Genomic DNA, 24,406 nt, shown 5'->3' with positions numbered 1-24,406 from the left:
AGGGTTATAAGCTTTCTATCAAGACTCTGGTGGTCACGTCAACCAGTGCGCCAACGACGAAGCACTCGGGGGACGAACAAAGGGAAGGGGCCACATGGCACGCAGGAACACCAACAGGCGCGTTGGTATTGCCGACGTCGCGGAGAAGGCCGGCGTCTCACACGCAACGGTTTCACGCGTCATGAACGGTAACGCCGCAGTTGATCCCGGTATCGCCGAACGGGTGCGCGCCGCCGCGGCTGAGCTCAAGTACCAACCCAACCCGGTCGGGCGAAGCCTGGCCCTGGGAAAGACCGACACCATCGGCATCGTCGTCCCGGACCTTGCCAACCCAACCTTCCAGGCCATCCTTCGGGGACTCAGCATCGCGGCGGCCCAGGACGGGTACCGCGTCCTCATCGCGGACTCCTCGGAAGTCACCAGTGAGGAAGCAATCCTGGCCGGAGAAGCCAGGCGGCGCTGCGACGGCGTGGTGCTCTGCGCTCCCCGCATGGGCGATGCCGAGCTCGAGGAACTGGCACCAACCCTGCATCCACTGGTCCTTATCAACCGCACCACGGTAGCCACTAACACGCCGAGCCTTAGCGTGGACTACGGCCAGGGCATCCAGGAACTGGCGCAGCACCTGGTATCGCTCGGCCACCGCCGACTGGCCTTCCTCTCCGGCCCCGAGCACAGTGCTTCGAACCGGCAACGCCTGGTTGGCTTGGACCAGTTCCGGGCGGAGCACCCGGAGATCGAACTGCAGATGCTCCCGGGCGGCTCCAACTTTGATTCGGGCCACGAATGCACCGACGCCATCATCGCCAGCGGCGCCACGGGCATCCTTGCCTTCAACGACCTCGTGGCCATGGGCCTGCTCAGCGGCCTGCACGAGCGGGGAATCCGCGTCCCGGAGGACATTTCCGTGACGGGTTTCGACGACATTCCCTTCGCCAAATACACCACTCCTCCCCTGACCACGGCGGCCGTGCCCATCAACGAGCTCGGGAGCCTGGCGTGGCGGCGGATGCGGGAACAGATCCAACAGTCGGACACAGCCCCAAGCCAGGCACAGGACGAATTCTCACCGCGCATGGAAATCCGCAAAAGCACCGCCGCCCCGGCCCTCAAACCCGCCTAGAAAAGCAACGCGGGGTCACTTATGGCCCCTTCGGAGGGCTTCCATGGGCCATAAGTGACCCCGCGTTGCTCCAGGACGCGTGGGATGAGCCCAGTCCTGCCTCCTTGTAGAAGCCTTGGATGTGGGCTGCCACCAGCTCAGCGGCTTTGCCGCCGTCGTTGCTGTTCACGGCGGCGAGGATGGCGCGGTGTTCGAGCCGCAGCCTGGCGCAGGTCGCGTGCCAATCAGGCAGGTTTTCCGTCAGTTCGCCCGCGTAGTTTTCGATCGCGCCACGCAGCGAGGCCATCATTGCGCTGACCACCGCGTTGCCTGCCGCCTCCGCCAGGGCAACATGGAAGCGGGCATCGAGGGCCAGGAAGGTCCCAATGTCCTGCGTCGTGTCCATCCGGTCCAGCAGTTCCGCGGCCTCCCCCAGCGCGGGTACGCCCACTCTGGCGCGCGCCGCCGCCCAGGATTCCAGCAGGACGCGGGTCTCCACGATGTCGGCCACGGGAAGATGGCGGGTTGCCACATGCAGCCGAAGGGTTGAACCCAACGCCGATCCCGGCTCAGCGATGACAATGGTCCCGGCATCCTTGCCGGAACCCACGCCGGCGCGCACCACACCCATGGCTTCGAGGATCCTCACTGCCTCGCGCACGGAGGTCCGCGATACCTGCAGCTGCTCAGCCATGGTCCGCTCCCCGGGCAGGCGGCCACCCAGGACGAGGTCTCCATCGGAGAGCTGCTTCTCGATCCATTGCAGGACAAGTTCGTGCGTTCGCATACCGGAATACTAGTTGATGTGGTCCGACCACATGGATTACAGTGTGGTTAGACCACACAGCATTCAAGGGAGAACAGCATGACCGACACCCTCGATCCCAAGATCACGGCCGCGCCCGCCAACGCCGGGAGCGACGAAAACGTGACCCGGCCGCCCCAGCCGCGACCCGCCGTCGTGCAGCCCCCGGCCCTGAAGCGCCGGGTTCCCAAAGTCTCCGACCTCGCGCCGCTCATGCAGTTCAAGAAGCCCGAATTCAGCAAAGCCGCACGGCTCAGGCGCGCCAGCACCATCTGGGAATTGCGCGACATCGCCAAGCGCCGCACACCAAAAGCGCCGTTCGACTACACAGATGGCGCCGCAGAAGAAGAGATCACTCTTCGCCGGGCACGCCAGGCCTTCCAGGACATCGAATTCCGGCCGGGCATCCTGCGGGACGTGTCCAGGATCGACCTCCGCACGGACATTCTCGGCAAGGAATCCAGGCTTCCGTTCGGCATTGCACCTACCGGCTTTACCCGGATGATGCAGTCCGAGGGCGAATATGCCGGCTCGCAGGCCGCTGAAGCCGCCGGAATCCCGTACACGCTGTCCACCATGGGCACCGCCTCCATCGAGGACGTTGCAACGGCCGCTCCGAACGGCCGCAACTGGTTCCAGTTGTACCTGTGGACCGACCGCGACCGCTCGCTGGAATTGATCGAACGCGCCGCAAAGGCCGGCAACGACACCCTTATGGTCACCGTGGACACCGCCGTCGCCGGTGCGCGCCTCCGCGACGTACGCAACGGCATGACCATCCCGCCTGCCCTTACCGTGAAGACTGTCCTGGATGCCTCCTACCGCCCGGCGTGGTGGTTCAACTTCCTGACGCACGAACCACTGACGTTCGCTTCCCTCTCGCGTTACACCGGGACCGTGGCCGACCTGATCAACTCCATGTTCGACCCCACCCTGACCTATGAGGACCTGGACTGGCTGCGCGAAATCTGGAAGGGCAAGCTGGTGGTCAAGGGCATCCAGACCGTGGAGGACGCCCGGCGCGTTGTTGACCACGGCGCCGACAGCATCATCCTGTCGAACCATGGTGGCCGCCAGCTGGACCGTGCACCCATCCCCTTCCACCTGCTGCCGGAGGTCACCGGGGCTCTCCAGGCGGACAACAGCAACGCCGATGTCATCCTGGACACTGGCATCATGAGCGGCGCGGACATCGTGGCAGCTCTGGCATTGGGCGCAGATTTCGCGCTGATCGGCCGCGCCTACCTCTACGGATTGATGGCCGGCGGTCGCGAGGGCGTGGACCGGACAATACAGATCCTGGAAAAGGACATGACCCGGACCATGGCGCTCCTGGGCGTCAGCAAGGTCGCGGACCTGAACCCGGACCACGTGCGGCTGCTCCAGCGCTAACCAAAGTAGGGGACAGTTCCTGTCGCAATGACTGCTCATTGCGACAGGAGCTGTCCCCTACTTGGGTGCCATGGGCGTTAGATGAGGCCCTGGGCGAGCATCGCGTCGGCTACCTTGACGAAGCCGCCAATATTGGCGCCCACCACGTAGTTCCCCGGCGCACCGTATTCTTCCGCTGTCTCGGCGCAGCGATCGTGGATGCCCACCATGATCTCGGTGAGCCGCTGCTCGGTGTGCTCGAAGGACCAGGAATCGCGACTGGCGTTCTGCTGCATTTCAAGCGCGGACGTAGCGACACCACCGGCATTGGCGGCCTTGCCCGGTCCGAACAGGATGCCGGCCTCCTGGAAGACGGACACCGCCGAACGGGTCGACGGCATGTTCGCGCCTTCTGCCACCGCGATCAGCCCGTTGCTGACCAGCTTGGCGGCAGCCTCGCCGTCGAGCTCGTTTTGCGTGGCGCACGGCAGCGCAACGGTGCCGTTGACGTCCCACACGGAACCTCCGGCAACATGGCTTGCCCCGGCGCGGCGGGCGGCGTATTCGGTGAGGCGGCCGCGCTCCACTTCCTTGATCTGGCTCAGAAGTTCGACGTCGATCCCCGCCTCATCCACGACGTAACCGGCGGAGTCGGAACAGGCCACCACCGTGGCGCCGAGTGACTGGGCCTTGGCAATTGCATGGATGGCTACGTTTCCTGAGCCGGAGACCACAACGCGCTGCCCATCGAAGGAGGCACCCCGCGTCTTGAGCATCTCCTGCGCGAAGATCACCGTGCCATACCCTGTAGCCTCCGGACGGACCAGCGAACCGCCCCAGGAAATGCCCTTGCCGGTCAGGACGCCGGACTCATAGCGGTTGGTGATGCGCTTGTACTGGCCGAAAAGGTAGCCGATCTCCCGGCCACCCACTCCGATGTCACCGGCGGGAACGTCGGTGTACTCGCCGATGTGGCGGTACAGCTCGGTCATGAAGGACTGGCAAAACCGCATGATCTCGGCATCGGAGCGGCCACGCGGGTCAAAGTCGGATCCACCCTTGCCGCCGCCGATGGGCATGCCGGTCAACGCGTTCTTGAAGATCTGCTCGAAGCCCAGGAACTTCACGATTCCCAGATACACGGAAGGATGAAAGCGCAATCCACCCTTGTACGGGCCGAGTGCCGAGTTGAATTCCACCCGGAAGCCGCGGTTCACGTGCACGCGTCCGGCGTCGTCGGTCCACGGGACGCGGAAGATGATTTGGCGTTCGGGTTCGCACAGTCGCTCCAGGACGGCACCTTCGAGGAACTCGGGGTGACGGTCGTGGACCGGGCCAAGGCTTTCAAAGACCTCGATGACAGCCTGGTGAAATTCCTTCTCCCCCGGGTTCCGTGCCAGAACTGTGTCGCGGACGGTTTCGAGCCTTGAATCCATGCGTCTTCCTATCCTCGGTGCGCCGGCGGCGGCGGAACGAATCGGTTCCGCCCATGCTTGCACCCCAGGACGTAGGATCTCCATCCGGGAACAATGTGACCCGGCCACGGGAGTTAACACAAGCGTAGAAAATCACCGGCAAGTCAAGGAACAGCTGGACGACAAGACATCACAATGTGACAAGCGTCACGCAATTCCGGAGGTTAACGCTTGCGCCCGAACTTGGGCAGATTGGGCAGGTTGGGAAGGTTCGCCAACAGATCGGCAGCCTTGGTGGCTGCCCGGCCGACCGTGCGGCCGATCTGCTGCGGAACGGTATCGTCCGACGCCGGGTCCAGTACGACGGCGGTATCGCTTGCGTGGACCTTCGCGGCCTGGTTGATGGCTTCGGGCAGCGTTGGCGATTCAGCGACGGGTTCCACAGCCGGGGACGGCACTGCCGGGGCGACGGCGGCGGGAGCGGCCGGTCCGACGTCGAACGTCTCAAGCCAGTTCGCGACGCCGGCGAGCGGCTTGGGATTGAGCGCATAGAACCGCTTCTGGCCCTGCGCGCGCATGCTGACGAGGTCGGCCTCGCGCAGCACCTTCAGATGCTTGGAGATGGTGGGCTGGCTCGCAGCCAGTTCTTCCACCAGTTCGCCTACAGCCTTATCCCCAGAGCGGAGGGAAACCAGGATGTCGCGCCTGGTTGCCTCAGCTATGACGGCAAATACGTCGTCAGTCACCATGCCTTACACCCTAGCGACATATACGCCACTTGGCATCCCTTGTTTCCTTGTGCTTTCGTGCAGGTTTCAGTCGAACCAAGGGTCCAGGCCGTACAGCGGGAAAATCTCCTTGCGCGTCGCGATGACCGTCCGGTCAACTTCGTCCGCGGGATCGTAGCCAACTTCCCAGGAGCGCCACCAGACGTCGACGTCGTCGCCCATCTTTTCAGGAGCCCACACACCGTAGCTTTCCTTGACGTACGTCCGCCACGCTTCCGGCACGGGAAGGCTCAGCGCCACCGGCCGCTGGGTCACCATCCCGATCAGGTGGCTCCAGGCCCTCGGCACCACGCCCGTGACGTCGTACCCGCCGCCGCCTGTGGCGATCCAACGGTTGTCGCAGTAGCGGGCGGCCAAACTGGCGACGGCGGAGGCGGCCTCGCGCTGCCCGTCGACACTGAGGTTCAGGTGCGTCAGGGGGTCGTCCCGGTGCGAATCGCAACCGTGCTGGCTGACGATCACTTCAGGTTTGAAGGCGCCGACCAGCTGGGGCACCACGGCATGGAACGCGCGCAACCATGCCGCGTCCCCCGTGAAAGTGGGAAGCGCGACGTTCACCGCGGTCCCCGGCGCGTCAGGACCACCGGTTTCGTTGGCAAAGCCCGTCCCAGGGAACAGGGTCAGGCCGGTTTCGTGGAGGCTGATGGTCATGACGCGGGGATCGTTCCAGAAAATGCCCTGCGTCCCGTCGCCGTGATGGGCGTCGACGTCGATGCTCACCACGCGCTGCACACCACCGTCGAGCAGTCTCTGGATGGCCATCGCGACGTCGTTGTAGACGCAGAATCCGCTCGCCCGGTCACGTGCGGCGTGGTGCATGCCGCCGCTGAAGTTGACCGCACGCACCGCCCGGCCGGACAGGACGGTGTCCGCCGCCAGCAGGGAACCGCCGGCCAGCCTGGCGCTGGCCTCGTGCATTCCCGCGAACGCAGGATCGTCCTCGGTCCCCAGCCCGCGGTCTTCCTCCGGGCGGCTTGGGTCGTTGCTGACCCGCCGGACCGCCTCAACGTACTCGCGGCTGTGGACGGTAAAAAGTTCGACGTCGGTTGCCAGGCCGGGTGCCTCCACCGCCACATGCTGGTGATCGAAGAGGCCCAGGGATTGGGCAAGGCGGGCTGTCAGTTCAAGCCTCTGCGGCGCCATGGGATGGCCCGGACCGAAATTGTAGGCAGTCATGGCTGGATCCCACACCACCGTCGTTGGCAGTGCGGAGCGCGTAATGCTGGAAGCAGTTGTTCCAAGCGTGGAGTTCATCCAGAACAGGCTACCTGAGGCTGGAACAGCCCAACGCCCCGGTTACGCGCGCGAATAGTGGTTTACTACTCAGGAAAGCTTGTTTCAACCAAGGAAGAGCGCCATGTCCCACAGCCAGTCGCGGTCCACCAGCCCGACCAACTGGCAACCCAACCAGCAGGAGCGTGAAGGTCTCTGGATCTTCACCCGTGTGCGCGACTTCATCGACAACATTGCCAACACCTCACCGGCGCGTTTGGCGTTGACTGTGTTCGCCGTGGTCATCCTGTTCTTCACTGGATTGCTTTCCCTGCCGGCAGCGTCAACGGAAGGGACTGTGACGCCGCTGCACCAGGCCATGTTCACAGCCGTATCGAGTGTCTGCGTCACCGGCCTGACCGTGGTCTCCACGGCAACCCACTGGACGTTCTTCGGCCAGCTCGTGATTCTGGTGGGCATCTTCGTGGGTGGTTTGGGCACCCTGACCCTCGCCTCGCTGCTGGCGCTCATGGTCAGCAAGCGCCTTGGCGTTCGCGGCAAGCTCATCGCCCAGGAAGCCATGAACAACGCCGGCCGCCTTGGTGAAGTCGGTACCCTGCTCCGGATCGTCATCACGACTTCCGTGGTCATTGAAGGAGCCCTCGCGCTGGCACTGATTCCGCGCTTCATCGTGCTGGGCGAAGACTTCTGGCAGGCAGTATGGCACGGCGTGTTCTACTCCATCTCAGCCTTTAACAACGCTGGATTCACGCCCCACTCCGATGGCATCGTTCCCTACGAAACCGACCTCTGGATCCTGGTGCCCCTCATGCTCGGTGTCTTCCTCGGCAGCCTGGGCTTCCCCGTGGTGATGGTCCTCCAGCAGAACGGGCTCAACTGGAAAAAGTGGAACCTCCACACCAAGCTCACCATCCAGGTTTCCTTCATCCTGCTGGCAGCCGGTACCGTCCTGTGGGCCCTGATGGAATGGGACAACGTGCGGACCATCGCCAACATGAACCTTGGCGATAAGATCATCCACTCGCTCTTCGCCTCCGTCATGACGCGTTCGGGCGGCTTCAACCTGGTGGACCAGAACCACATGGAGTCCACCACTATGCTGCTCACCGACGCCCTCATGTTTGCCGGCGGAGGCTCTGCCTCCACGGCCGGCGGCATCAAGGTGACCACCATCGCCGTCATGTTCCTGGCCATCATGGCAGAGGCCCGCGGTGACGCCGATGTGAAGGTGTACGGGCGCACCATTCCGCAGGGCACGATGCGTGTGGCCATCTCAGTGATCGTCGCCGGCGCCACGTTGGTATCCGTGGCAGCGTTCCTGTTGCTCTCCATCAGCGGAGCGTCACTGGACCGGGTGCTCTTTGAATCCATTTCCGCCTTCGCCACGGTCGGACTGAGCACGAACCTCAGCGCCGAGTTGCCGCCGTCGGGCGTTTATGTCCTGACAGCGCTGATGTTCGCCGGACGCGTCGGCACAGTAACCCTTGCAGCCGGGCTGGCACTGCGCCAGCGCAGCCAGCTGTTCCACTACCCGGAAGAGAGGCCAATCATTGGCTAGTTCCACAGGGGCCGCCAACCGCCCCGCACACAATGCCCCGGTGTTGGTCATCGGCCTGGGCCGGTTCGGCTCCGCAACGGCCGAGCAATTGGTCAAGCAGGGCCGCGAAGTCCTGGCCATCGAGCGCGACCGTACGCTGGTCCAGAAATGGGCTCCGGTGCTGACCCATGTTGTTGAGGCCGATGCCACCAACATCGATGCCCTCCGCCAGCTTGGCGCGCAGGAGTTCAGTTCCGCCGTCGTGGGTGTAGGCACGTCCATTGAGTCCTCCGTGCTCATCACCGTGAACCTGGTGGACCTGGGCATCCAGCACCTCTGGGTCAAGGCGATCACCCCGTCCCACGGCAAGATCCTCACCAGGATCGGCGCCAACCACGTGATCTACCCTGAGGCCGATGCTGGAGTCCGTGCAGCCCACCTCGTCTCCGGGCGCATGCTGGACTTCATCGAGTTCGACGACGACTACGCGATCGTCAAGATGTACCCGCCCAAGGAGACCGTTGGCTTCACGCTGGAAGAATCCAAGGTCCGTTCCAAGTACGGCGTGACCATTGTGGGCGTGAAGACTCCTGGCGAGGACTTCACCTACGCCCGGCCGGAAACCAAAGTCTCCGGCCACGACATGTTGATCGTCTCCGGACACGTGGACCTGCTGGAGCGCTTCGCCGCACGCCCCTGACCCCTATGGAGTTCTTGTACAGCCAACGCCCTTAAGACACCCTTTTGAGGGCGTTAGCTGAACAAAAAACTAGCCGAGCTGCTGGGTGATTTCGGCTGCGCGGGCCGCTGCGGCCCTGGCACCGTCGGCAATGATCCCGGGGATCCCGCCGTCGTCGAACGCAGCGATGGCTCGTTCGGTAGTGCCGTTGGGGCTGGTGACGGCGACGCGGAGGGCATGCGGATCCGCGCCCGGTTCGGCCAGCATGAAGCCAGCGCCCGCCACTGTTTCACGGGCGAGCATGACGGACAGTTCTTCGTCCAAACCAAGCTTCACGCCCGCTGCCGCCATGGCCTCGGCGAGGTAGAACGCGTAGGCCGGGCCCGAACCGCTGATGGCAGACAACGCGTCCACCTGCTCTTCGGGGATCTCCACGACCTTGCCGGCGCCGGCCAGCGCCGTCTTGACACTCTCAAGCTGTTCCGGAGTGCAATGGGTCCCCGGCGAAACGGATACGACGCCGCGGCCAAGCCGGGCGGGTGTGTTCGGCATGGTGCGGATCACCGGCTGGCCTTCCGGCAGTGCCGCTTCCAGCTGCGCGATGGAGACGGCCGCCGCGACGCTCACCACGATGGTGTCCTTCGCCAAGGCAGGGCTGATCTCCCGGGCCAGTTCCAGGATGCCCACCGGCTTGACGCCCAGAATGACCATGCCGGAGCCCTTGGTGGCCAACTTGTTGTTGTCGGGCTCTTCCTCACCGGCGATCGCCGTCACGCCGTGGCGCTGGGCGAGTTCTTCGGCACGCTCCGCCCTGCGGACCGTCGCGACGATGTCCGAGGGGTCAGTGCCCGCGGCGAGCAGGCCCCCCATGATGGCCTCGTTCATGGATCCACAGCCAAGGAATGCGATTCGGTTGCTCATGGCTCCATCATTGCAGTTGAGCTCGGACGGGGTCGAATGGGTTCCGGATTCACAGCTTGTTCCCAAGGTTATTGCAGGCAGCACTCATGCACGGTCCGTAACTTAGTAGTTACCTCATTGAGGGTGCGAGTGATGAGGCGGGCATGGGGATGTCCGCCAGCAGCACCGGTGGCCGGACGGGTTTTCCCCCATTTCCCGATTCGGCCGCCGGTGCTTTCGCTTTTAACCGGGCATTAACCGGCGCCTTTAGCCCGCGGTTTCGGCTTACCGGTCCGTGCTGCGGGTTACTGGTCCGTGCTGCGAACCAGCGGAACCGTGAGGTGTTGGCGTGCGAAACGCAGGGTTTCGGCCAGCATTTCCTCCCGCTCCCCCGCCACTTTTGCCTTGCGCGTTGAAATCTCGGCCACCACCACGCCGTCGAAGCCCGAAGCCGCCAGATGCTGCAAAGCGTCCGCGCATTGCTGGGTCCCCGTACCTGGAACCAGGTGCTCGTCCTTGCCCGAACCCGAACCGTCGGTCAGGTGGACGTGCCGGAGTTTGCTGCCCAGGGCTTTGATGGCTTCCAAACTGTTGGCCCCGGCAGTGGCGGCGTGCGAGAAGTCCCAGGTGACGTCGTCGTAATCCTGCCCCAGCGGGTCCCAGTGCGGCAGGTAGGCAACCGCTTCACGTCCGCGCACGCGCCACGGGTACATGTTCTCCACCGCGATGCGGACCTTGTACATGGTGGCGATTTCACGCACGCCCTCAACGAAGTTCTCCGCATAGTTGGACTGCCAGCGGAAAGGAGGGTGGACCACCACAGTGTCGCAGCCCACCTCGGTGGCCATCTGGCAGGACCGCTCGATCTTGTTCCACGCAGTCCCCCACACCTGCTGGGTCAACAGCAAAGTCGGGGCGTGGATCGACACGATCTCCTGGTTGTAGCGGTGGCTGAGCTGGATCAGGGCCGCAGGGTCCTGGCTCACGGCATTGTTGGTCACCATCACCTCAACGCCCTCGTAACCCAGGTCCTGGGCCACAGCGAAGGCGTCATGGACGCTCAGGGGATAAACGGAGGCGCTGGAAAGCGCCACGGGGATCTGGCGGTCATTCACTTCAGGTTCGACGTCGTTGCTCATCTCAGGAGGCCAGCCCGCCTGCCGCGGGGGCTGGTATGGGGGAAGGGGCAGGGGTATTTACCGGGACCGGAAACTCTTTCACATCCGGCTGGGATTCATCACTATCTGGGGTTGGGCTGCTCTCCTTGGCAGCTTTCTTCTTGGACTTGTCCTTCTTCTTCCTCTTTCCCACATGGGGAGCGGGATCCAAGGCCTCTTCGAAGACCAGCTGATCCAGTCGCCGCAGGATCAGGCCTTCCCGGAGAGCCCATGGGCAGATCTCCATGGTCGGGAATTCGAACAGTTCAAGGGCAGCTTCAGCCACCAGCGCACCCGCCAGCAACTGCCGCGCCCGCGCTTCCGAAACACCTGGCAAGTACAGCCTGTCCGCGACTGTCATGGCGGAAATGCGCTGCGCCCACAAGCCCAGATCTGCGGCATGAAGCTCGCGCTTCACGTAGGGACCGGCAGCACTCGGCGCGGCGCCGGCGATACGGGCCAGTGAGCGGAACGTCTTGGAGGTTCCGGCCACCAGGTTGGCGCGGCCAAGGTCGTGGAAGTCGCGGACCACTGGTTTCAACGTGGACCGGATGTAGCGGCGCAGTTCCTTGACGCTCTTGGCGCTGGGAGGGTCATCGTGGAGCCAGTCCCGCGTCAACCGGCTGGCCCCCAGCGGGACCGACGTTGCGAACTCGGGGAGCTCGTCCGTTCCGTACGCCATTTCGAAGGAGCCGCCACCGATGTCAAGGTCCAGGATCGGGCCGGCACCCCAGCCGTACCAACGCCGGACGGCGAAGAAGGTCATGGATGCTTCTTCGCTGCCGGTGAGTTCCTGGAGGGTCACTGTCGTTTCATGCTTGACCCTTGCCAGGACCTCCGGGCCGTTGGTTGCCTCGCGGATGGCGGAGGTACAAAAAGCCAGGAGATCCTCTGCCTTGTGGCTGGCAGCGAACTCCCAGGCCTCCAAGACAAATTCGATGAGCTCATGCTGGCCGGCGTCGCTGATATTGCCGTCACCGTCGAGGTACTGCACCAGGGAAAGCGGGCGCTTATGGGAAGCGAAAGCTACCGGGCGCGCGCCAGGGTGGGCATCCACCAGAAGCAGGTGGACGGTATTGGACCCGATGTCGAGAACGCCAAGACGCATTCTGCCATTATTCACCGATTCGAAGCCCGGTAAGCAACTTGGCAGTGACGTTTCGCCAACGGGAAGGAAGCCGGGTTCCTATTCCGCCTGATCCACCTGCGCCTGATCCACCTCGTCGGCGCGCTTGAAGTCACGCCGGATATTGGCGATGCCCTCGGGATCGATTTCGAAGCCGAATTCGCTGCCCGGGTTGATGACCATGCCGAGCTCGTCGCCGATATTGCCCAGGATCGCTGAACCCATGGTGCCCAGGACGTGCGGAGCGGCTTCGAGGAAGCGCTCGTCAACGCGGCTGGGGTGGCTGAAGACAGCCAAAACGGGTTGTCCGTCAGCGTTCGAGAGCACCAGCGGCTCAACCGAGGAGTCGGGACCATCGACAGCTTCCGAGCTGACAAGGTAGACCTCGTTGTTCAGGAACGCGAGGATGACGTCCACGGGGTTCGCATCCGGCTGGTCGGCCATGGCGAGCTTCGCCTCGAGGTCGTTCAAAGGTTGGTTGTCCGGTGAAACCGTCTGTTCAGTCATGGTTCTACTCGACCACGATGCCGGCCGGGGCGCAATTCGCGAATGCTCCCCGGCCGGCCCTCGACTACTTCTTGGCTGCTGCCTTCTTTGCAGGTGCCTTGCGTGTAGTGGTCCGTTTGACCGGTCCCTTGGCCCGCTTTTCGGCCAAAAGCTCGACGGCGCGTTCCCGGGTCAGTTCCTCAAGGGACGTTGAGCGCGGGACAGTGATATTCGTGACGCCGTCGGTGATGTAGGGCCCGAACCGTCCTTCTTTCACCACGATGTTCTTCTCCGAAACGGGGTCCGGTCCGAACTCAGCCAACGGCGGCACGGCCGCCCGTGCGCCGCGCTGCTTCGGCTGCGAGTAGATCTCCAGGGCCTGGTCCAGGGTGATCGTGAAAATTTCCTCTTCGGATCCGATGGAGCGGGAGTCCGTACCCTTCTTCAAGTACGGGCCAAAGCGGCCGTTCTGGACAGTGATGGGGTTGCCCTCAGCGTCCTCGCCCAGGACCCGCGGAAGGCTCATGAGCTGCAGGGCCTCATCGAGGGTCACGCTGTCCACCGTCATGGACTTGAACAAGGAACCCGTGCGGGGCTTGGCCTTGACCGGCTTCTTGGGGGGCTTCGGCTTGCCGTTCTTGTAGTACTCCACCGGCTGGTTGGCCAGTTCCTCTTCGGTCATCTCCGGGATGATCTCGGTGACGTAGGCACCGTAACGGCCGTTCTTGGCCACCACCGTGTGACCGGTGTGGGGGTCCGTTCCCAGGACACGTTCTTCGGGGGCGGCCGTCTCCATCAGCTCTTTGGCTTTTTCCGCCGTGAGTTCGTCGGGGGCAAGCTCTTCCGGGACGTTGGCGCGGGCGGACTCAACCACTTCGCCTGTCTTCTCATCGACGGTGGGGATGGAGCTTTCCAGGTACGGCCCGAACTTGCCCACTCGGAGGGTGATGCCCTCAGCGATGGGAACCGAGTTGATCTCGCGCGCGTCGATCTCGCCGAGGTTGTTGACGATGCTGAGCAGGCCGGGATCGGCGTCCTCACCGTAGTAGAAGTGCTTGAGCCACTCGGTCCCGGCAGCCTGGCCGTTGGCGATCTTGTCCAGGTCGCCTTCCATGTCCGCCGTGAATTCGTAATCCACGTAGTCCGTGAAGTGCTGTTCCAGCAAGCGGATGACCGAGAACGCGATCCAGCTGGGAACCAAGGCGGAGCCCTGCTTACGGACGTAACCGCGGTCCTGGATGGTGGAAATCGTGGACGCGTACGTTGACGGACGGCCAATGCCGCGCTTTTCCAGCTCCGCGGTGAGGGAAGCTTCGGTGTAACGCGGGGGCGGGGACGTTTCGTGACCAACAGCCACGATGTCCGACGCCGTCAGGGAATCATCCTTGGCAACGTTCGGCAGGCGGCGGGCTTCATCAGAATCGTCGTCGCCGCGGCTTTCGTCCTTGCCCTCTTCGTAGGCGGCCAGGAAGCCGGGGAAGGTAATGACAGTACCGGAGGCAGAGAACTCTGCGTCCCGCCCATCGGAGGCAACTGCACCCAGGCGGATCGTAGCCGTGGAACCCTTGGCGTCGGCCATCTGCGAGGCTACCGTGCGCTTCCAGATGAGCTCGTACAGGCGGAACTCGTCACCGCTGAGCTGTTTGGCAACCTGGGCAGGCGTACGGAAGGAGTCACCGGCGGGACGGATGGCCTCGTGTGCTTCCTGGGCGTTGGCGGCCTTGTTCGCATAGACGCGCGGGCTTTGCGGCACATACTCGGGCCCATAGAGTTCAGCAGCCTGGCGGCGGGACGCGGTCAGTGCTTCATCACTCAGCGCCGAGGAGTCCGTACGCATATAGGTGATGTAGCCGTTTTCATACAGACGCTGCGCAATCTGCATGGTGCTCTTGGAGGAGAACCGCAGCTTGCGGCCTGCTTCCTGCTGCAAGGTCGAGGTGGTGAACGGAGCTGCCGGCCTGCGGGTGTACGGCTTGGTATCGACGGAGCGGACACGGAAATCTGCGTTTTCCAGCCCAGCGGCCAAGGACGTGGCACGTTCCTCGTTCAGGTGGACCACGTTGGAGGACGTCAATTGGCCGTTGTCGTTGAAGTCGCGGCCGCTGGCAACCTTTGCGCCGTCAACCGCAGCAAGCTTTGCCTTGAACGAGCCCGATCCCGCACCGAACTGACCGGTCAGGTCCCAGTAGGAAGCCGCGCGGAACGCCATGCGTTCGCGTTCACGGTCCACCACCATGCGGGTCACCACGGACTGCACTCGACCAGCCGAGAGGCCCCGGGCAACCTTGCGCCACAGGACCGGGGAAATCTCATAACCATAGAGCCGGTCAAGAATACGACGCGTCTCCTGGGCATCAACGAGCGCACCGTCGACATCGCGCAGGTTATCCATGGCCCTGTGGATTGCTTCCTTGGTAATTTCACCAAAGGTCATGCGGTAAACGGGAACCTTGGGCTTCAGGACCTCCATGAGGTGCCACGCGATGGCTTCGCCTTCGCGGTCCCCATCGGTTGCGAGGTAGAGAGCGTCAGCGTCTTTCAGCTGGGCCTTGAGTTCGGCAACCTTTTTCTTCTTGTCGGGGGAAACGACGTAGTACGGCTTGAAGTCGTTTTCGATATCGACGGCGAACTTGCCCAGCGAGGTCTTCTTCAGTTCTGCAGGGAGGTCGGAGGGCTGCGGAAGGTCACGGATGTGGCCGATGGAAGCCTCGACGATGAAGCCCTCGCCAAGGTACTTGGCGATGGTCTTGCTCTTGGCCGGAGACTCCACGATCACGAGTTTCTTGCCGGTTTTTGCCTTGCTGGGCACGGTGCTCCTACAGAAAAAATGTGTAATTGGGCTGCTGCCCATATTGGCCTAGTTCACCATAGTTTGCAGAATCCTGCGCTTTGGGCCGGAAAACCAGGCGGTCCTTCGGGGACCTGGGATGGCGCTACTGCCCCGGTGCCACGCGGTCGTCCGGGATCATCGACCACAACGTTGCCATCCGGACGGCGCCCTCGGGAATCCGGGTGGGATCCTCAAGTTCGTACTCGCGAACGACCTCCCGGATTCGGTCCGCAAGCTCTTTCCTTTGCGGATTGGTCAAGTACAACAGATTGCTGGAGAGCACCACGGCTGCCGGTTCCTCCGCCGTTTCTCCCCTCTGCCGGCGCTCACCCCTGGCTTTGGCAAACGCCGAAGCACGGCGCCGGAAGGCATCGAGTTCGAGGTCCACCACCGCGATCTCCGGGCTGGCAACGCTGCCGCCCGAGATGGTGAAGTCCGTACCGGCCGCTTTCCATCGCCTTTCGCGTGCGTCTCCGGAGTTCTCCGCCGGAGCCACGATGCCCCATTTCTGGAGTGCCCGGAGGTGGTAGCTCATGGCGCTTGGGGTGAGACCCGTCCTTGCAGCTAGTTCAGTGGCCGTGTGGCTGACCTGAGTGGCGTAGAGCTCTGAGATGACCTCAATACGGGCAGCGTGCGCGAGGGCGCGGATGGCCTTGGGGTCGGTGATCTCAACCGTCTTCTCTGCCCGCTTCCGCCGAGGAAGGTCGCCTGGGGTTGAGGATGTCTCGTTGTTCGCAATCACTTCATCAGTGTAGTCAGCGTCACTAACAGGAGGGCCGGTCTTGGACGAACGACGCATGTCCGGGCCATTCATGCGCTTGGCCCGTCGGAGTCGGGAAGCAGGAAACCGTCCAGGGCAAGGTTGGTGACTTCGTTGAGGAGACCTTCACGGAAAGCGTCCTCGTCGAAGGATTCGTCACCGCCCAGGAGAGCCACCAACGCGGAAACAATTTGGCGGACCGACAGTTGTCCGTCGCAAGCCGAGACGAAACCCGCCAGTTCTGTGCTCAGCAGATTGGTTCTCCGCAGCCCGGCGCCCTGTCGTAGGAGTATTACTCCCGGGTGTTCGGCTCCCGGGCGCTGGTGCCGTTCCTCTGTAACGTCCTCGGCCACGACCAGATGTGCCTCTTGAATGGGGTTGGCGGCCACCCAATCTGCCCGCTCTACCGCAGCGCCCAGATGTGGACCGACCGGCTGTTCGATGGGGTAAGTGATCTCCTCGAACCGGCTCATGACTGCACTGTGGCCCGGCGCGGGGCGGCGCAGCCAGATCATGCCAAAGCCGATTCCCTCCACATCCCTGGACGCAAAGTCGTTGAGGTACGCGGCGTAGGCGTCTTTGTAGTGTTCGCCGTCGCGGTTCTGCGAGGCGTCCTGCAACCAGGTTTCCGCATATTGTTCAGGACCCACCTGCTCGCGCTGGATGAACCACGCATCCAGGCCGGAATCCTTGAGCCAGGCCTGGGGACGATCCTTCCAGTCAGTCCCCGCAGCAACCTCCCAGTTGCCCAGCATCTGCGCAGTGCCGCCGGGCTCCAGCACGGAGGCGAGGGTCTGCACCAGGGATGCCACGATCTCATCGCCGGGCAGTCCGCCGTCCCGGTACGTGAACTGGTCAGCGGAGGATTCCCCACCCGTCCGGGGCGTGATCACGAACGGCGGGTTGGACACCACCAGGCCGAAAGATTCCCCGGTCACTGGCTCCAGCAAGGAACCCAGCTTCAGGCTCACGCGGCTCTCAAGGTTGTTCGGGTCCAGATCCAGCTCCGCTGCGTTGAGCAACAGGTTGAAGCGGGTGAAGGCCAGCGCCCGCTCGGAGATGTCAGTCGCGGTGACATGCTCGCAGTGGTGCAGGAGGTGGAAGGTCTGGATTCCGCAGCCGGTCCCCAGGTCCAGCGCCCGTCCGGTGTGCTGCCGGATGGTGGTCTGGACGAGCGTTGTGGACGCACGTCCAATCCCCAGGACGTGATCGTGCCGCAGGACCCCCGGTTGCTGATGGGCAGCGAGATCACTGGCCACCCAGAGTTCCGCGCCACCACTGCCGTCGGCATTGGCGTCCCACCCATAAGGGCGAAGGTCCACTTTGGCGCGGACCATCCCGGAATCGAGGACTACAAGCCCCAGAGCATAAAGGCCACGGGAACCGGTTCCGGGAAGTGCGGCATCGACGTCGGCGACGGTCTGCGGAACCGCCAGCAGCCACAGCCGGACGATGGTCGACAGGGAGCGGACGGCAGGGTCTTCAGAGACTGCCAGCCGTTCACTGGCCAACAGCGCAGGTACCAGCTGGTCCCGGGACAACGCCTGCGAGGCCGACTCCCCCAGGAATTCCGCCACTCCATCCACGGTGTAGGAGATCGCACGAAGATCCGCGGCGAGGGCCAGGAGGAGGTCCGGCCGGTCACTGCGGGGAGCATCGTCAACGGAGCCGGCGGTAAACAAGGAAGCTGTGTCAGTCACCTTGCCAGTGTAGGGGTGGCACACCCGGCCCGCGGGTTCCTTGGCCGCGCTATGTGGACAATCAGGCCCTCCCGGACCCGGTAGCGTTGGATTCATGCTCAACTTCTCCTCCACAGGGCGCGCTGCCGGCCTTGTAGCCCTTTCCGCGGCGGCTCTTCTTGGGGTCTCAGCTTGCCAGGCTCCGGTCAACATCCAGGACGCGGACGTTCCCGCATGGAAAGGCAAAGTACTCCCCGCAGCCAGCAACACCGTGCTGGAGGATTCGGGCAAAATTCTCAACAGGGATCCGCTGGTCAAGGAGTCCGCCAACGTCCCGCCCGGAAACTACACGCTGACCATGGCCTGCGATGGCGGCGGCAAAGCCTACTTTGCGGTTTCTTCGGACGGGAAGAACATCACCGACGCCGCTGCAGCCTGCAACGGAAGCTTGGACGTCGTCAAAATCAAGGTACCGACGACGGGTATGTTGAGCATCTCGACCAGCAGTGTGGACGCGCCCTTGATCTTCGCTTACCACGTGGTACCGGCAGCAAGCTAGAACGTCACCACCCCTGCCAACGCGGCCTTCAGCCAGGGCCCGCAGCGGCGTAAAGTCAGTTCATGGGCAGCAAGGCAGCTCCCTCCGTAACGGTACAGCGGCTGGCGAGGACCGCCGTCGTACTCTTGATGCTCTGCGGAAGCGTGGCTGCTTGCGAATATACGTATGAGGACGGCGGTCGCGGTGAGCCCAGCGCTACCTCGACCGCGGCGAACGTAGTCCTGCCACCGGATCCTGCCTTGTTGGAAACCGTCACCGGGCAGGCCCTGGATGAGTGGGCGGCCGCGTCCTTGCCCGAATCGCAGGGGCAGTCGTTTTATTCAAGCAACGGCTATCTGGCCGCAGGCGAGTCAAAGACTGAGCAAACAGTGGTGCTGCCGGGTGGCACCTACGCGGTGACCTTGGCGTGCCGGGGTACACGCCGGGTGAAGTTCGCGGTGAAACTGGGAGAGGCAGAACTTATCGACCTTACCCTCGGATGCGCCAACGCGCGGGTCAGCGTAGTCCAGCTGGACAAGGACGCAGTGCTTTCCATCACCGTGGGGGCGGGGTCGGATGCCAACTTTGCCTACCGCGTCAGCAGGCTTTGAACCCTGTCTCAGACAGCTTCGCAGCCACCGGGGCAGCGGAGGGTCTCCGGGCTTGACGCGCATTCGGCGCAGTAAAGGGTCAGCGTGCGGCAGCTGGGATTGGAGCAGTTCTCGAATTTGCTGGTGGGCGCCGCGCACCTCACGCACTCGCCGATGGTCTTGGCTTCGTCGCTGAATTCGACGTGCATGCGCTTGTCGAACACATACAGGGAGCCTTCCCACAGGCCTTGGTCCCTGAAGGTTTCTCCATAGCGGACAATGCCGCCATCAAGCTGGTAGACCTCTTTGAAGCCCCGGTTGACCATCAGGCTGGAGAGCACCTCACAACGGATTCCCCCTGTGCAGTACGTGACCACAGGTTTGTCCTTGAGGTCGTCGTATTTGCCGGAGTCGAGTTCCTTGATGAAGTCATGGGTGGTGTCCACATCCGGGACGATGGCGTCCTTGAATTTGCCGATCTGTGCCTCGAACGCGTTGCGGCCGTCGAAGAACACGATGTCTTCGCCGTTGGACTTCTTGGCATCAACCAGGGCGTGAAGTTCTTCGGGCTGGAGGTGCTTGCCCCCGCCGACGACGCCATTCGCGTCAACCTTCAACTCGCCCGGTGCGCCGAAGGACACTATCTCGTCGCGGACCTTGACGCTGAGCCGCGGGAAATCATCTGCTCCGCCTTCGGACCATTTGAAGTCGATGCCGTGGAACCCCTTGTACTCCCTGGTGGTCTTCACGTACTGCTTCATGTTGTTCAGCTCGCCGCCCACGGTGGCGTTGATGCCGTCCTTGGAAATAAGGATCCTGCCCTTGAGGCCAAGCTTTTCGCAGAGGGCACGCTGCCATAGACGCACGGCGTCGGGATCAGCGATCGGGGTAAAGCCATAGAAGAGCACAATTCGGTTCAAAGCCACTGTTAAAGGGTACTTGGTGCAGTAAAACGCAGGTGCGGGAGATAGCCCACGTCACAATTCCATAAGCAAAGATTCTTCCGTTGACATCGCTCTGTTCCTTCAGGGAGCGCTGGCATACTCTCTCTACATGAGTCCAGACGCCTTGGTTGAAGACATTGCGCACCTTTTGGAAGTCTGGGTGGCCGGCTGGTCCGGCTGCCGGGGCTACGAGTCACGCCAGGAGGGCCGTTTCCCTGCGGCTTTTCGCGCCGACAAAACCGGTGACTGGGAGTACTTCGCCTATGATCCCTCCGACGACGAGTTCGCCGCACTGGCCGGCAAGACCGCAGAATCCTCCAGCCGGATCCTGACCATCCTCACCAATGACGTCCAACGGTACAAATACCTTGCCGAACAACATGGGCTGACCGTGACCTCCGCTTCGCAAACCATGATGATCGTCGACATGGAAACCCAGGACGCCGAGGACCCCTGGCTCCCCGACGACGACCTCGAACTTGCCACCTCCGAATCCAATGGAGTCCATCACGCAGTAGTGCACGCCGGCGAGCAGGTGGCTGCAAGCGGCAGGGTCTACGTGGTGGACGGGACCGCCGTGTTTGACAAGATCGTCACCGAGCCGGGGTTCCAGCGTCGCGGTCTGGGCAGCTTCATCATGAAAGCCTTGGCCGCGCAGGCTTTCTCGCACGACGTCGAAAACGGCCTCCTCCTTGCATCCCTCGACGGCCAAAAGCTGTACTCGCACTTGGGCTGGGACGTTGTCTGCCACGTCCTCATGATGTCCGTCAGCGGCGCGGAAGGTTCCGACCTCTCCGTGGCGTAGCTTCCGCCGTTGTGCGGCCCTGGTCGACGGCGGTTCCCTTGGGTGCCGCCATCGGGCGTCCCTGCAGGGTGACAGAATGATTTGGTGGCTGCACCTCATTCGTTGATCTCCCTGCTGGGCCGGACCCCGGACCCTGAGCAACTGCGCCATGTCCACACCATCCCGGCCCGGAAAGCGGTCAGCGAGCCCTGGCCGGCTTGGGTACACCCGGATGTCGTGGCCAGCTACGGGACACTGGGCATCCACGAACCGTACCGGCACCAGATCCAGGCCGCCGACATCGCCCATGACGGCCAGCACGTTGTCATTGCCACCGGGACAGCTTCGGGAAAGTCCCTGGCCTATCAGTTGCCGGCACTGGATGCGATCCATCGTTCCGAGTTGCGTGTCTTGTCCGACCCCGGAAAAATCCACGACGACGGCGCCGTCACCCTTTATCTCTCGCCCACCAAAGCGTTGGCCGCTGACCAACTGGCAGCCATCAGGGCGCTGAACCTCCCGACTGTCCGTGCCGAAACCTACGACGGCGATACTGATCCCGCCTCCCGGCGCTGGATCCGGGACCACGCCAATTTCATCCTGGCAAACCCTGACATGCTGCACTTTGGAATCCTTCCGAACCACACGTGGTGGGCAAGGTTCTTCCGAAGGTTGCGATACGTGATCGTGGACGAAGCACACAGCTACCGTGGGGTCTTCGGATCGCATGTGGCAAACCTCATGCGACGCTTGCGCCGGATTTGTGCCTACTACGGTGCAGGGACTTCCTTCCCCGAGCCGGTGTTCATCGCGGCCTCGGCCACCGCGTCCGATCCCGCTGTTTCCTTTGGTCGCCTCATTGGTGCGCCCGTCCGTGAAGTGTCCGAGGATTGCTCCCCGCACGGGTCCACCACAGTAGCGTTCTGGGAACCCGCGCTGACCGACATCAAGGGCGAAAACGGCGCTAAACAGCGCCGGACAGCAGTCGCAGAAACGGCCGACATCCTGGCCAACCTCGTGTCTTCGCGGATCCGCACCATCGCCTTCATCAAGTCCCGGCGCGGGGCGGAGTCCATCGCTTCCATCACCAAGCGGCTTCTGGACGAGGTTGACCCCAGCCTTCCTGGGCGGGTGGCAGCCTACAGATCCGGCTATCTGCCCGAAGAACGGCGAGCCTTGGAACAAGCCCTCAGGTCCGGTCAGTTGCTTGGAGTTTCGAGCACCTCTGCCCTGGAACTCGGCATCGATATCTCGGGGCTGGATGCTGTGCTGGTGGCCGGTTGGCCGGGCACCCGCGCTTCCTTGTTCCAACAGATTGGCCGGGCAGGACGGGCCGGGCAGGACGCAATTGCCGCCTTTGTCGCCAGCGACGATCCCCTGGACACCTACCTGGTGAACCACCCGGAGGCCATCTTCGACGTGTCCGTGGAAGCCACCGTCTTCGATCCCGGCAACCCTTACGTCCTGGGACCACACCTGTGCGCAGCGGCCGCCGAGCTGCCCATTGGCCCGGCCGAGCTCGATCTGTTCGGTCCCACTGCAGAGGGATTGCTTGATCGCCTGGTGACACAGGGGTATCTGCGCAAGCGACCCGCCGGGTGGTTCTGGACCCACCCCGAAAGTGCCGCAGGAATGGTGAACCTGCGGGCTGATGGCGGCGGCCCGGTGAGCATCGTGGACGCCGAGACCGGTTCCCTCCTGGGAACGATGGACTCGCCGCAGACGCATTACCAAGCCCACACGGGCGCCATTTATGTCCATCAGGGCGACAGCTACCTGGTGGAAGATCTCAACGAGACCGACCATTGCGTCATGGTGCGGCGGGTGAACCCCGACTTCTACACCACTGCACGGGATGTGACGCAGATCGAGGTTCTTGAGACCACGCGCTCGGTTCAGTGGGGAGACATCACAGTTCACTTTGGCGACGTCAAAGTGACCACCCAAGTTGTGTCCTTTCAGCGTAAGGCGTTGATTTCAAACGAGATCCTTGGCGAAGAACCCTTGGATCTGGGTGCCCGTGATCTGTTCACCAAGGCGGTCTGGTTCGTGGTGGACAACAGATCACTGCATGGAGCCGGCCTGGTGGAGGCCGAGTTCCCCGGAGCCCTCCATGCGGCAGAGCACGCGGCCATAGGGCTCCTGCCCTTGGTGGCATCAAGCGACCGGTGGGACATTGGAGGTGTCTCCACAGCCCTGCATGCTGATACCGGCGTACCGACGATTTTTGTCTACGACGGACATCCCGGTGGCGCCGGCTTCGCGGAGCGGGGCTTCGAGAAAGCGAAAACCTGGTTGACCGCCACCCGGGACGCCATCAAAGCCTGTGAGTGTGAAGCCGGCTGCCCGTCCTGTGTCCAGTCGCCCAAATGCGGGAACAAGAACAATCCTCTGGACAAGGCAGCCGCCATCACCCTCCTTGGCGTCCTGCTCAAGGATGCTGTCTAAGCACCCGGCGCTCACGGCGGTGGCCCCGCCTTGGCATGTCCCGTAGCAACGCCCCAGCTGAACGGATAGGCCAGTTCCGTCACGACCTCTACCACCTCGCCGCCGGTCACCACGCAAGAGCTGAGCGTTGCATTGTGATGTCCGAGCACCTCCGACACCACGGCACACGGCTCTCCCGAGGTCAGCCCACGGGCGGCATCTGCGCCTGCGAGGGCGGCAAGATCGGCAGCAGACGCGGCGCGTGAGGCCATCACCCCAGCCTGCGCCAAAAACAGCACGCCGACCAAGAGGGCCATGACCACGGCTCCCAGCGCCAGGGCAAGCACCGATCCGGAGCCGCGCTCGCTGTTGAAACTGACCGATCGCCGGATCACGGTGTTCCTGCCTCTGCGCGGGCGGACGCCGACGCCGTCAATCTCCAAGGGATCAGTGACCCCATGGCTCCCCCGACCGGTGATGAAGCAGTGACCGTAAGCCAGCCGCCGTCGGCTGTCAGCGATGAACTGGCGCCTTCCCCGGCCAGCCGCGTGACGGTCCCCTGCACAACAGCTGGCGTTTCGCCCCGCGCGGAAGCCCGGGCACCGGCCCTGGCCGCCTCCTCCAACCGCAACTGGGTGATGCCCGCAGCGCCGCCTGCCAGCAGGAAAGCCAGCAACAGAACCGCAGCCGGCAACGCGACAGCGAACTCGGCAGTCACGGCTCCGCCCTCCCGACGTTTCGGGGCGGCCATCCTGCGGACAAGCAGCACCTCCGTCATGGCAAGGACAGGGCCGTACGGATCACGTTGAGCAGGAAGCCGCGGACTTCTTCGCTGCGGAGGATGACCACCAGCAAACCGGCCAAACCAACTGCGGCCAGAGTGGTGATTGCGTACTCCGCGGTGGCCATGCCCGACTCCGAACCCATGAGCAGTCTCCGGGGTCTTGTCCGGGGCCGACTCCGCCGCCTCACGGGCTCGTTCCCACCCTCCGGGCCCCGGACCGCCACCATGGCCTGACGTGATTCGGCTCCGGCAGTGGTGGGCAGGGACGAGACGTGGCGGGTGACCGACCCGGCAGCAGGTGGAGTGAATGTTGATAACACGGTGGATTCCTTTCTAGGGGTGCCAGCGGTATCTGGCTGATTCGACTCTTCCGTGGTCCGGCAGGGGCTGAAAGTATGCGATTCGTGCAAGTGGATAACCCGTTCAAAAGGCCCAATGTGGAGGAAGAGTGCAGGTCGTGCGGTGGAGCAG

Annotated in this window: 24 protein-coding genes; 9 read left to right on the top strand and 15 right to left on the bottom strand. The window is 63.3% G+C overall.

Annotation, left to right across the window (positions count from 1 at the left end):
* Nucleotides 1–94: 94 nt before the first annotated feature.
* Nucleotides 95–1,123, top strand: a complete 1,029-nt coding sequence (locus tag FDP28_RS03015; RefSeq protein WP_144659138.1) for a LacI family DNA-binding transcriptional regulator — start codon at nt 95–97, stop codon at nt 1,121–1,123.
* Nucleotides 1,124–1,142: 19 nt separating this feature from the next.
* On the opposite strand, the gene FDP28_RS03010 is transcribed toward FDP28_RS03015, so the two are convergent.
* Entirely contained in the window at nt 1,143–1,889 is a 747-nt protein-coding gene (locus FDP28_RS03010; protein ID WP_144659137.1) for a FadR/GntR family transcriptional regulator, read from the bottom strand.
* A gap of 78 nt (nt 1,890–1,967) precedes the next feature.
* Between FDP28_RS03010 and FDP28_RS03005 the strand changes: the two genes are divergently transcribed.
* Nucleotides 1,968–3,299: an alpha-hydroxy acid oxidase gene (locus tag FDP28_RS03005; protein WP_144659136.1), complete on the top strand. Its 1,332-nt coding sequence runs from the start codon at nt 1,968–1,970 to the stop codon at nt 3,297–3,299.
* 77 nt (nt 3,300–3,376) lie between these two features.
* Here FDP28_RS03005 and gdhA read toward each other — a convergent pair whose 3' ends face one another.
* The 3 genes from gdhA to FDP28_RS02990 form a co-directional block, all read right to left on the bottom strand.
* Entirely contained in the window at nt 3,377–4,714 is a 1,338-nt protein-coding gene (gene gdhA / locus FDP28_RS03000) for an NADP-specific glutamate dehydrogenase (protein ID WP_144659135.1), read from the bottom strand.
* Between the two features lie 203 nt (nt 4,715–4,917).
* Nucleotides 4,918–5,442 (bottom strand): ArsR/SmtB family transcription factor, encoded by a 525-nt coding sequence (locus FDP28_RS02995; protein WP_144659134.1) that lies wholly within the window; start codon nt 5,440–5,442, stop codon nt 4,918–4,920.
* Nucleotides 5,443–5,508: 66 nt separating this feature from the next.
* Nucleotides 5,509–6,657: an acetoin utilization protein AcuC gene (locus FDP28_RS02990; RefSeq protein ID WP_260842308.1), complete on the bottom strand. Its 1,149-nt coding sequence runs from the start codon at nt 6,655–6,657 to the stop codon at nt 5,509–5,511.
* On the opposite strand from FDP28_RS02990, the gene FDP28_RS20715 reads away from it, so the two are divergent.
* Genes FDP28_RS20715 through FDP28_RS02980 form a run of 3 tightly spaced genes read left to right on the top strand, consistent with a single transcriptional unit; the run spans nt 6,656 to nt 8,951 of the window.
* The gene (locus FDP28_RS20715) at nt 6,656–6,793 is read left to right on the top strand and encodes a hypothetical protein (protein ID WP_260842307.1); all 138 of its coding nucleotides are present in this window, start codon (nt 6,656–6,658) and stop codon (nt 6,791–6,793) included. The genes FDP28_RS02990 and FDP28_RS20715 overlap by 2 nt on opposite strands.
* 45 nt (nt 6,794–6,838) lie before the next feature.
* Nucleotides 6,839–8,272: a TrkH family potassium uptake protein gene (locus FDP28_RS02985; RefSeq protein ID WP_144659132.1), complete on the top strand. Its 1,434-nt coding sequence runs from the start codon at nt 6,839–6,841 to the stop codon at nt 8,270–8,272.
* Nucleotides 8,273–8,312: 40 nt separating this feature from the next.
* Entirely contained in the window at nt 8,313–8,951 is a 639-nt protein-coding gene (locus FDP28_RS02980; protein WP_011775951.1) for a potassium channel family protein, read from the top strand.
* A gap of 69 nt (nt 8,952–9,020) precedes the next feature.
* Here the strand turns inward: FDP28_RS02980 and proC are convergent, their stop codons facing one another.
* From proC to FDP28_RS02945, 7 genes are all read right to left on the bottom strand, one after another.
* A complete protein-coding gene (gene proC, locus FDP28_RS02975) occupies nt 9,021–9,851 on the bottom strand; it encodes a pyrroline-5-carboxylate reductase (RefSeq protein WP_144659131.1) in 831 nt (276 codons plus the stop codon).
* Nucleotides 9,852–10,135: 284 nt separating this feature from the next.
* On the bottom strand, nt 10,136–10,969 hold the full coding sequence (locus FDP28_RS02970; RefSeq protein WP_144659130.1) for a sugar phosphate isomerase/epimerase family protein: 834 nt from the start codon (nt 10,967–10,969) through the stop codon (nt 10,136–10,138).
* A gap of 1 nt (nt 10,970) precedes the next feature.
* Nucleotides 10,971–12,095 (bottom strand): Ppx/GppA phosphatase family protein, encoded by a 1,125-nt coding sequence (locus FDP28_RS02965; RefSeq protein ID WP_144659129.1) that lies wholly within the window; start codon nt 12,093–12,095, stop codon nt 10,971–10,973.
* Nucleotides 12,096–12,173: 78 nt separating this feature from the next.
* Nucleotides 12,174–12,620 (bottom strand): SseB family protein, encoded by a 447-nt coding sequence (locus FDP28_RS02960; protein WP_144659128.1) that lies wholly within the window; start codon nt 12,618–12,620, stop codon nt 12,174–12,176.
* A gap of 64 nt (nt 12,621–12,684) precedes the next feature.
* On the bottom strand, nt 12,685–15,408 hold the full coding sequence (gene topA, locus FDP28_RS02955; RefSeq protein ID WP_144659127.1) for a type I DNA topoisomerase: 2,724 nt from the start codon (nt 15,406–15,408) through the stop codon (nt 12,685–12,687).
* A gap of 124 nt (nt 15,409–15,532) precedes the next feature.
* The gene (locus FDP28_RS02950; RefSeq protein WP_144659126.1) at nt 15,533–16,243 is read right to left on the bottom strand and encodes a helix-turn-helix domain-containing protein; all 711 of its coding nucleotides are present in this window, start codon (nt 16,241–16,243) and stop codon (nt 15,533–15,535) included.
* The gene (locus FDP28_RS02945; protein WP_260842305.1) at nt 16,240–17,889 is read right to left on the bottom strand and encodes a DUF7059 domain-containing protein; all 1,650 of its coding nucleotides are present in this window, start codon (nt 17,887–17,889) and stop codon (nt 16,240–16,242) included. Before FDP28_RS02945 ends, FDP28_RS02950 begins: the two co-directional genes overlap by 4 nt.
* A 94-nt stretch (nt 17,890–17,983) precedes the next feature.
* On the opposite strand from FDP28_RS02945, the gene FDP28_RS02940 reads away from it, so the two are divergent.
* Both FDP28_RS02940 and FDP28_RS02935 read left to right on the top strand, forming a co-directional pair.
* Nucleotides 17,984–18,427 carry an SH2 domain-containing protein gene (locus tag FDP28_RS02940; RefSeq protein ID WP_144659124.1) on the top strand — a complete coding sequence of 148 codons (444 nt, stop codon included), beginning with the start codon at nt 17,984–17,986 and terminating at the stop codon, nt 18,425–18,427.
* A gap of 62 nt (nt 18,428–18,489) precedes the next feature.
* Complete coding sequence (locus FDP28_RS02935) at nt 18,490–19,017, top strand: hypothetical protein (RefSeq protein WP_144659123.1); 528 nt, start codon at nt 18,490–18,492, stop codon at nt 19,015–19,017.
* Nucleotides 19,018–19,025: 8 nt separating this feature from the next.
* Here FDP28_RS02935 and trhO read toward each other — a convergent pair whose 3' ends face one another.
* Nucleotides 19,026–19,922 carry an oxygen-dependent tRNA uridine(34) hydroxylase TrhO gene (gene trhO, locus FDP28_RS02930; protein WP_144659122.1) on the bottom strand — a complete coding sequence of 299 codons (897 nt, stop codon included), beginning with the start codon at nt 19,920–19,922 and terminating at the stop codon, nt 19,026–19,028.
* A 127-nt stretch (nt 19,923–20,049) separates the two neighbouring features.
* Here trhO and FDP28_RS02925 point away from each other — a divergent pair, with 127 nt between their 5' ends.
* The gene (locus tag FDP28_RS02925; RefSeq protein ID WP_186313490.1) at nt 20,050–20,745 is read left to right on the top strand and encodes a GNAT family N-acetyltransferase; all 696 of its coding nucleotides are present in this window, start codon (nt 20,050–20,052) and stop codon (nt 20,743–20,745) included.
* An 84-nt stretch (nt 20,746–20,829) separates the two neighbouring features.
* Entirely contained in the window at nt 20,830–23,172 is a 2,343-nt protein-coding gene (locus FDP28_RS02920) for a DEAD/DEAH box helicase (RefSeq protein WP_144659120.1), read from the top strand.
* 11 nt (nt 23,173–23,183) lie between these two features.
* Here FDP28_RS02920 and FDP28_RS02915 read toward each other — a convergent pair whose 3' ends face one another.
* From FDP28_RS02915 to FDP28_RS20960, 3 genes are read right to left on the bottom strand one after another with little or no spacing between them, the layout of a single operon-like run.
* Complete coding sequence (locus FDP28_RS02915; RefSeq protein WP_144659119.1) at nt 23,184–23,546, bottom strand: Rv3654c family TadE-like protein; 363 nt, start codon at nt 23,544–23,546, stop codon at nt 23,184–23,186.
* Nucleotides 23,543–23,869, bottom strand: a complete 327-nt coding sequence (locus FDP28_RS02910; RefSeq protein ID WP_397320734.1) for a TadE family type IV pilus minor pilin — start codon at nt 23,867–23,869, stop codon at nt 23,543–23,545. The genes FDP28_RS02915 and FDP28_RS02910 overlap by 4 nt, the downstream gene beginning before the upstream one ends.
* Nucleotides 23,870–23,925: 56 nt before the next feature.
* Nucleotides 23,926–24,078, bottom strand: coding sequence for a DUF4244 domain-containing protein (locus FDP28_RS20960; protein ID WP_397320732.1), 153 nt, complete (start codon nt 24,076–24,078; stop codon nt 23,926–23,928).
* Between the last annotated feature and the right edge of the window lie 328 nt (nt 24,079–24,406).

Origin of the sequence: Paenarthrobacter nicotinovorans, from assembly GCF_007670255.1 — a bacterium.
GTDB lineage: Bacteria > Actinomycetota > Actinomycetes > Actinomycetales > Micrococcaceae > Arthrobacter > Arthrobacter nicotinovorans_B.
The sequence above is the reverse complement of the archived record's forward strand: the minus strand, read 5'-3'. Positions and strand labels throughout refer to the sequence as shown.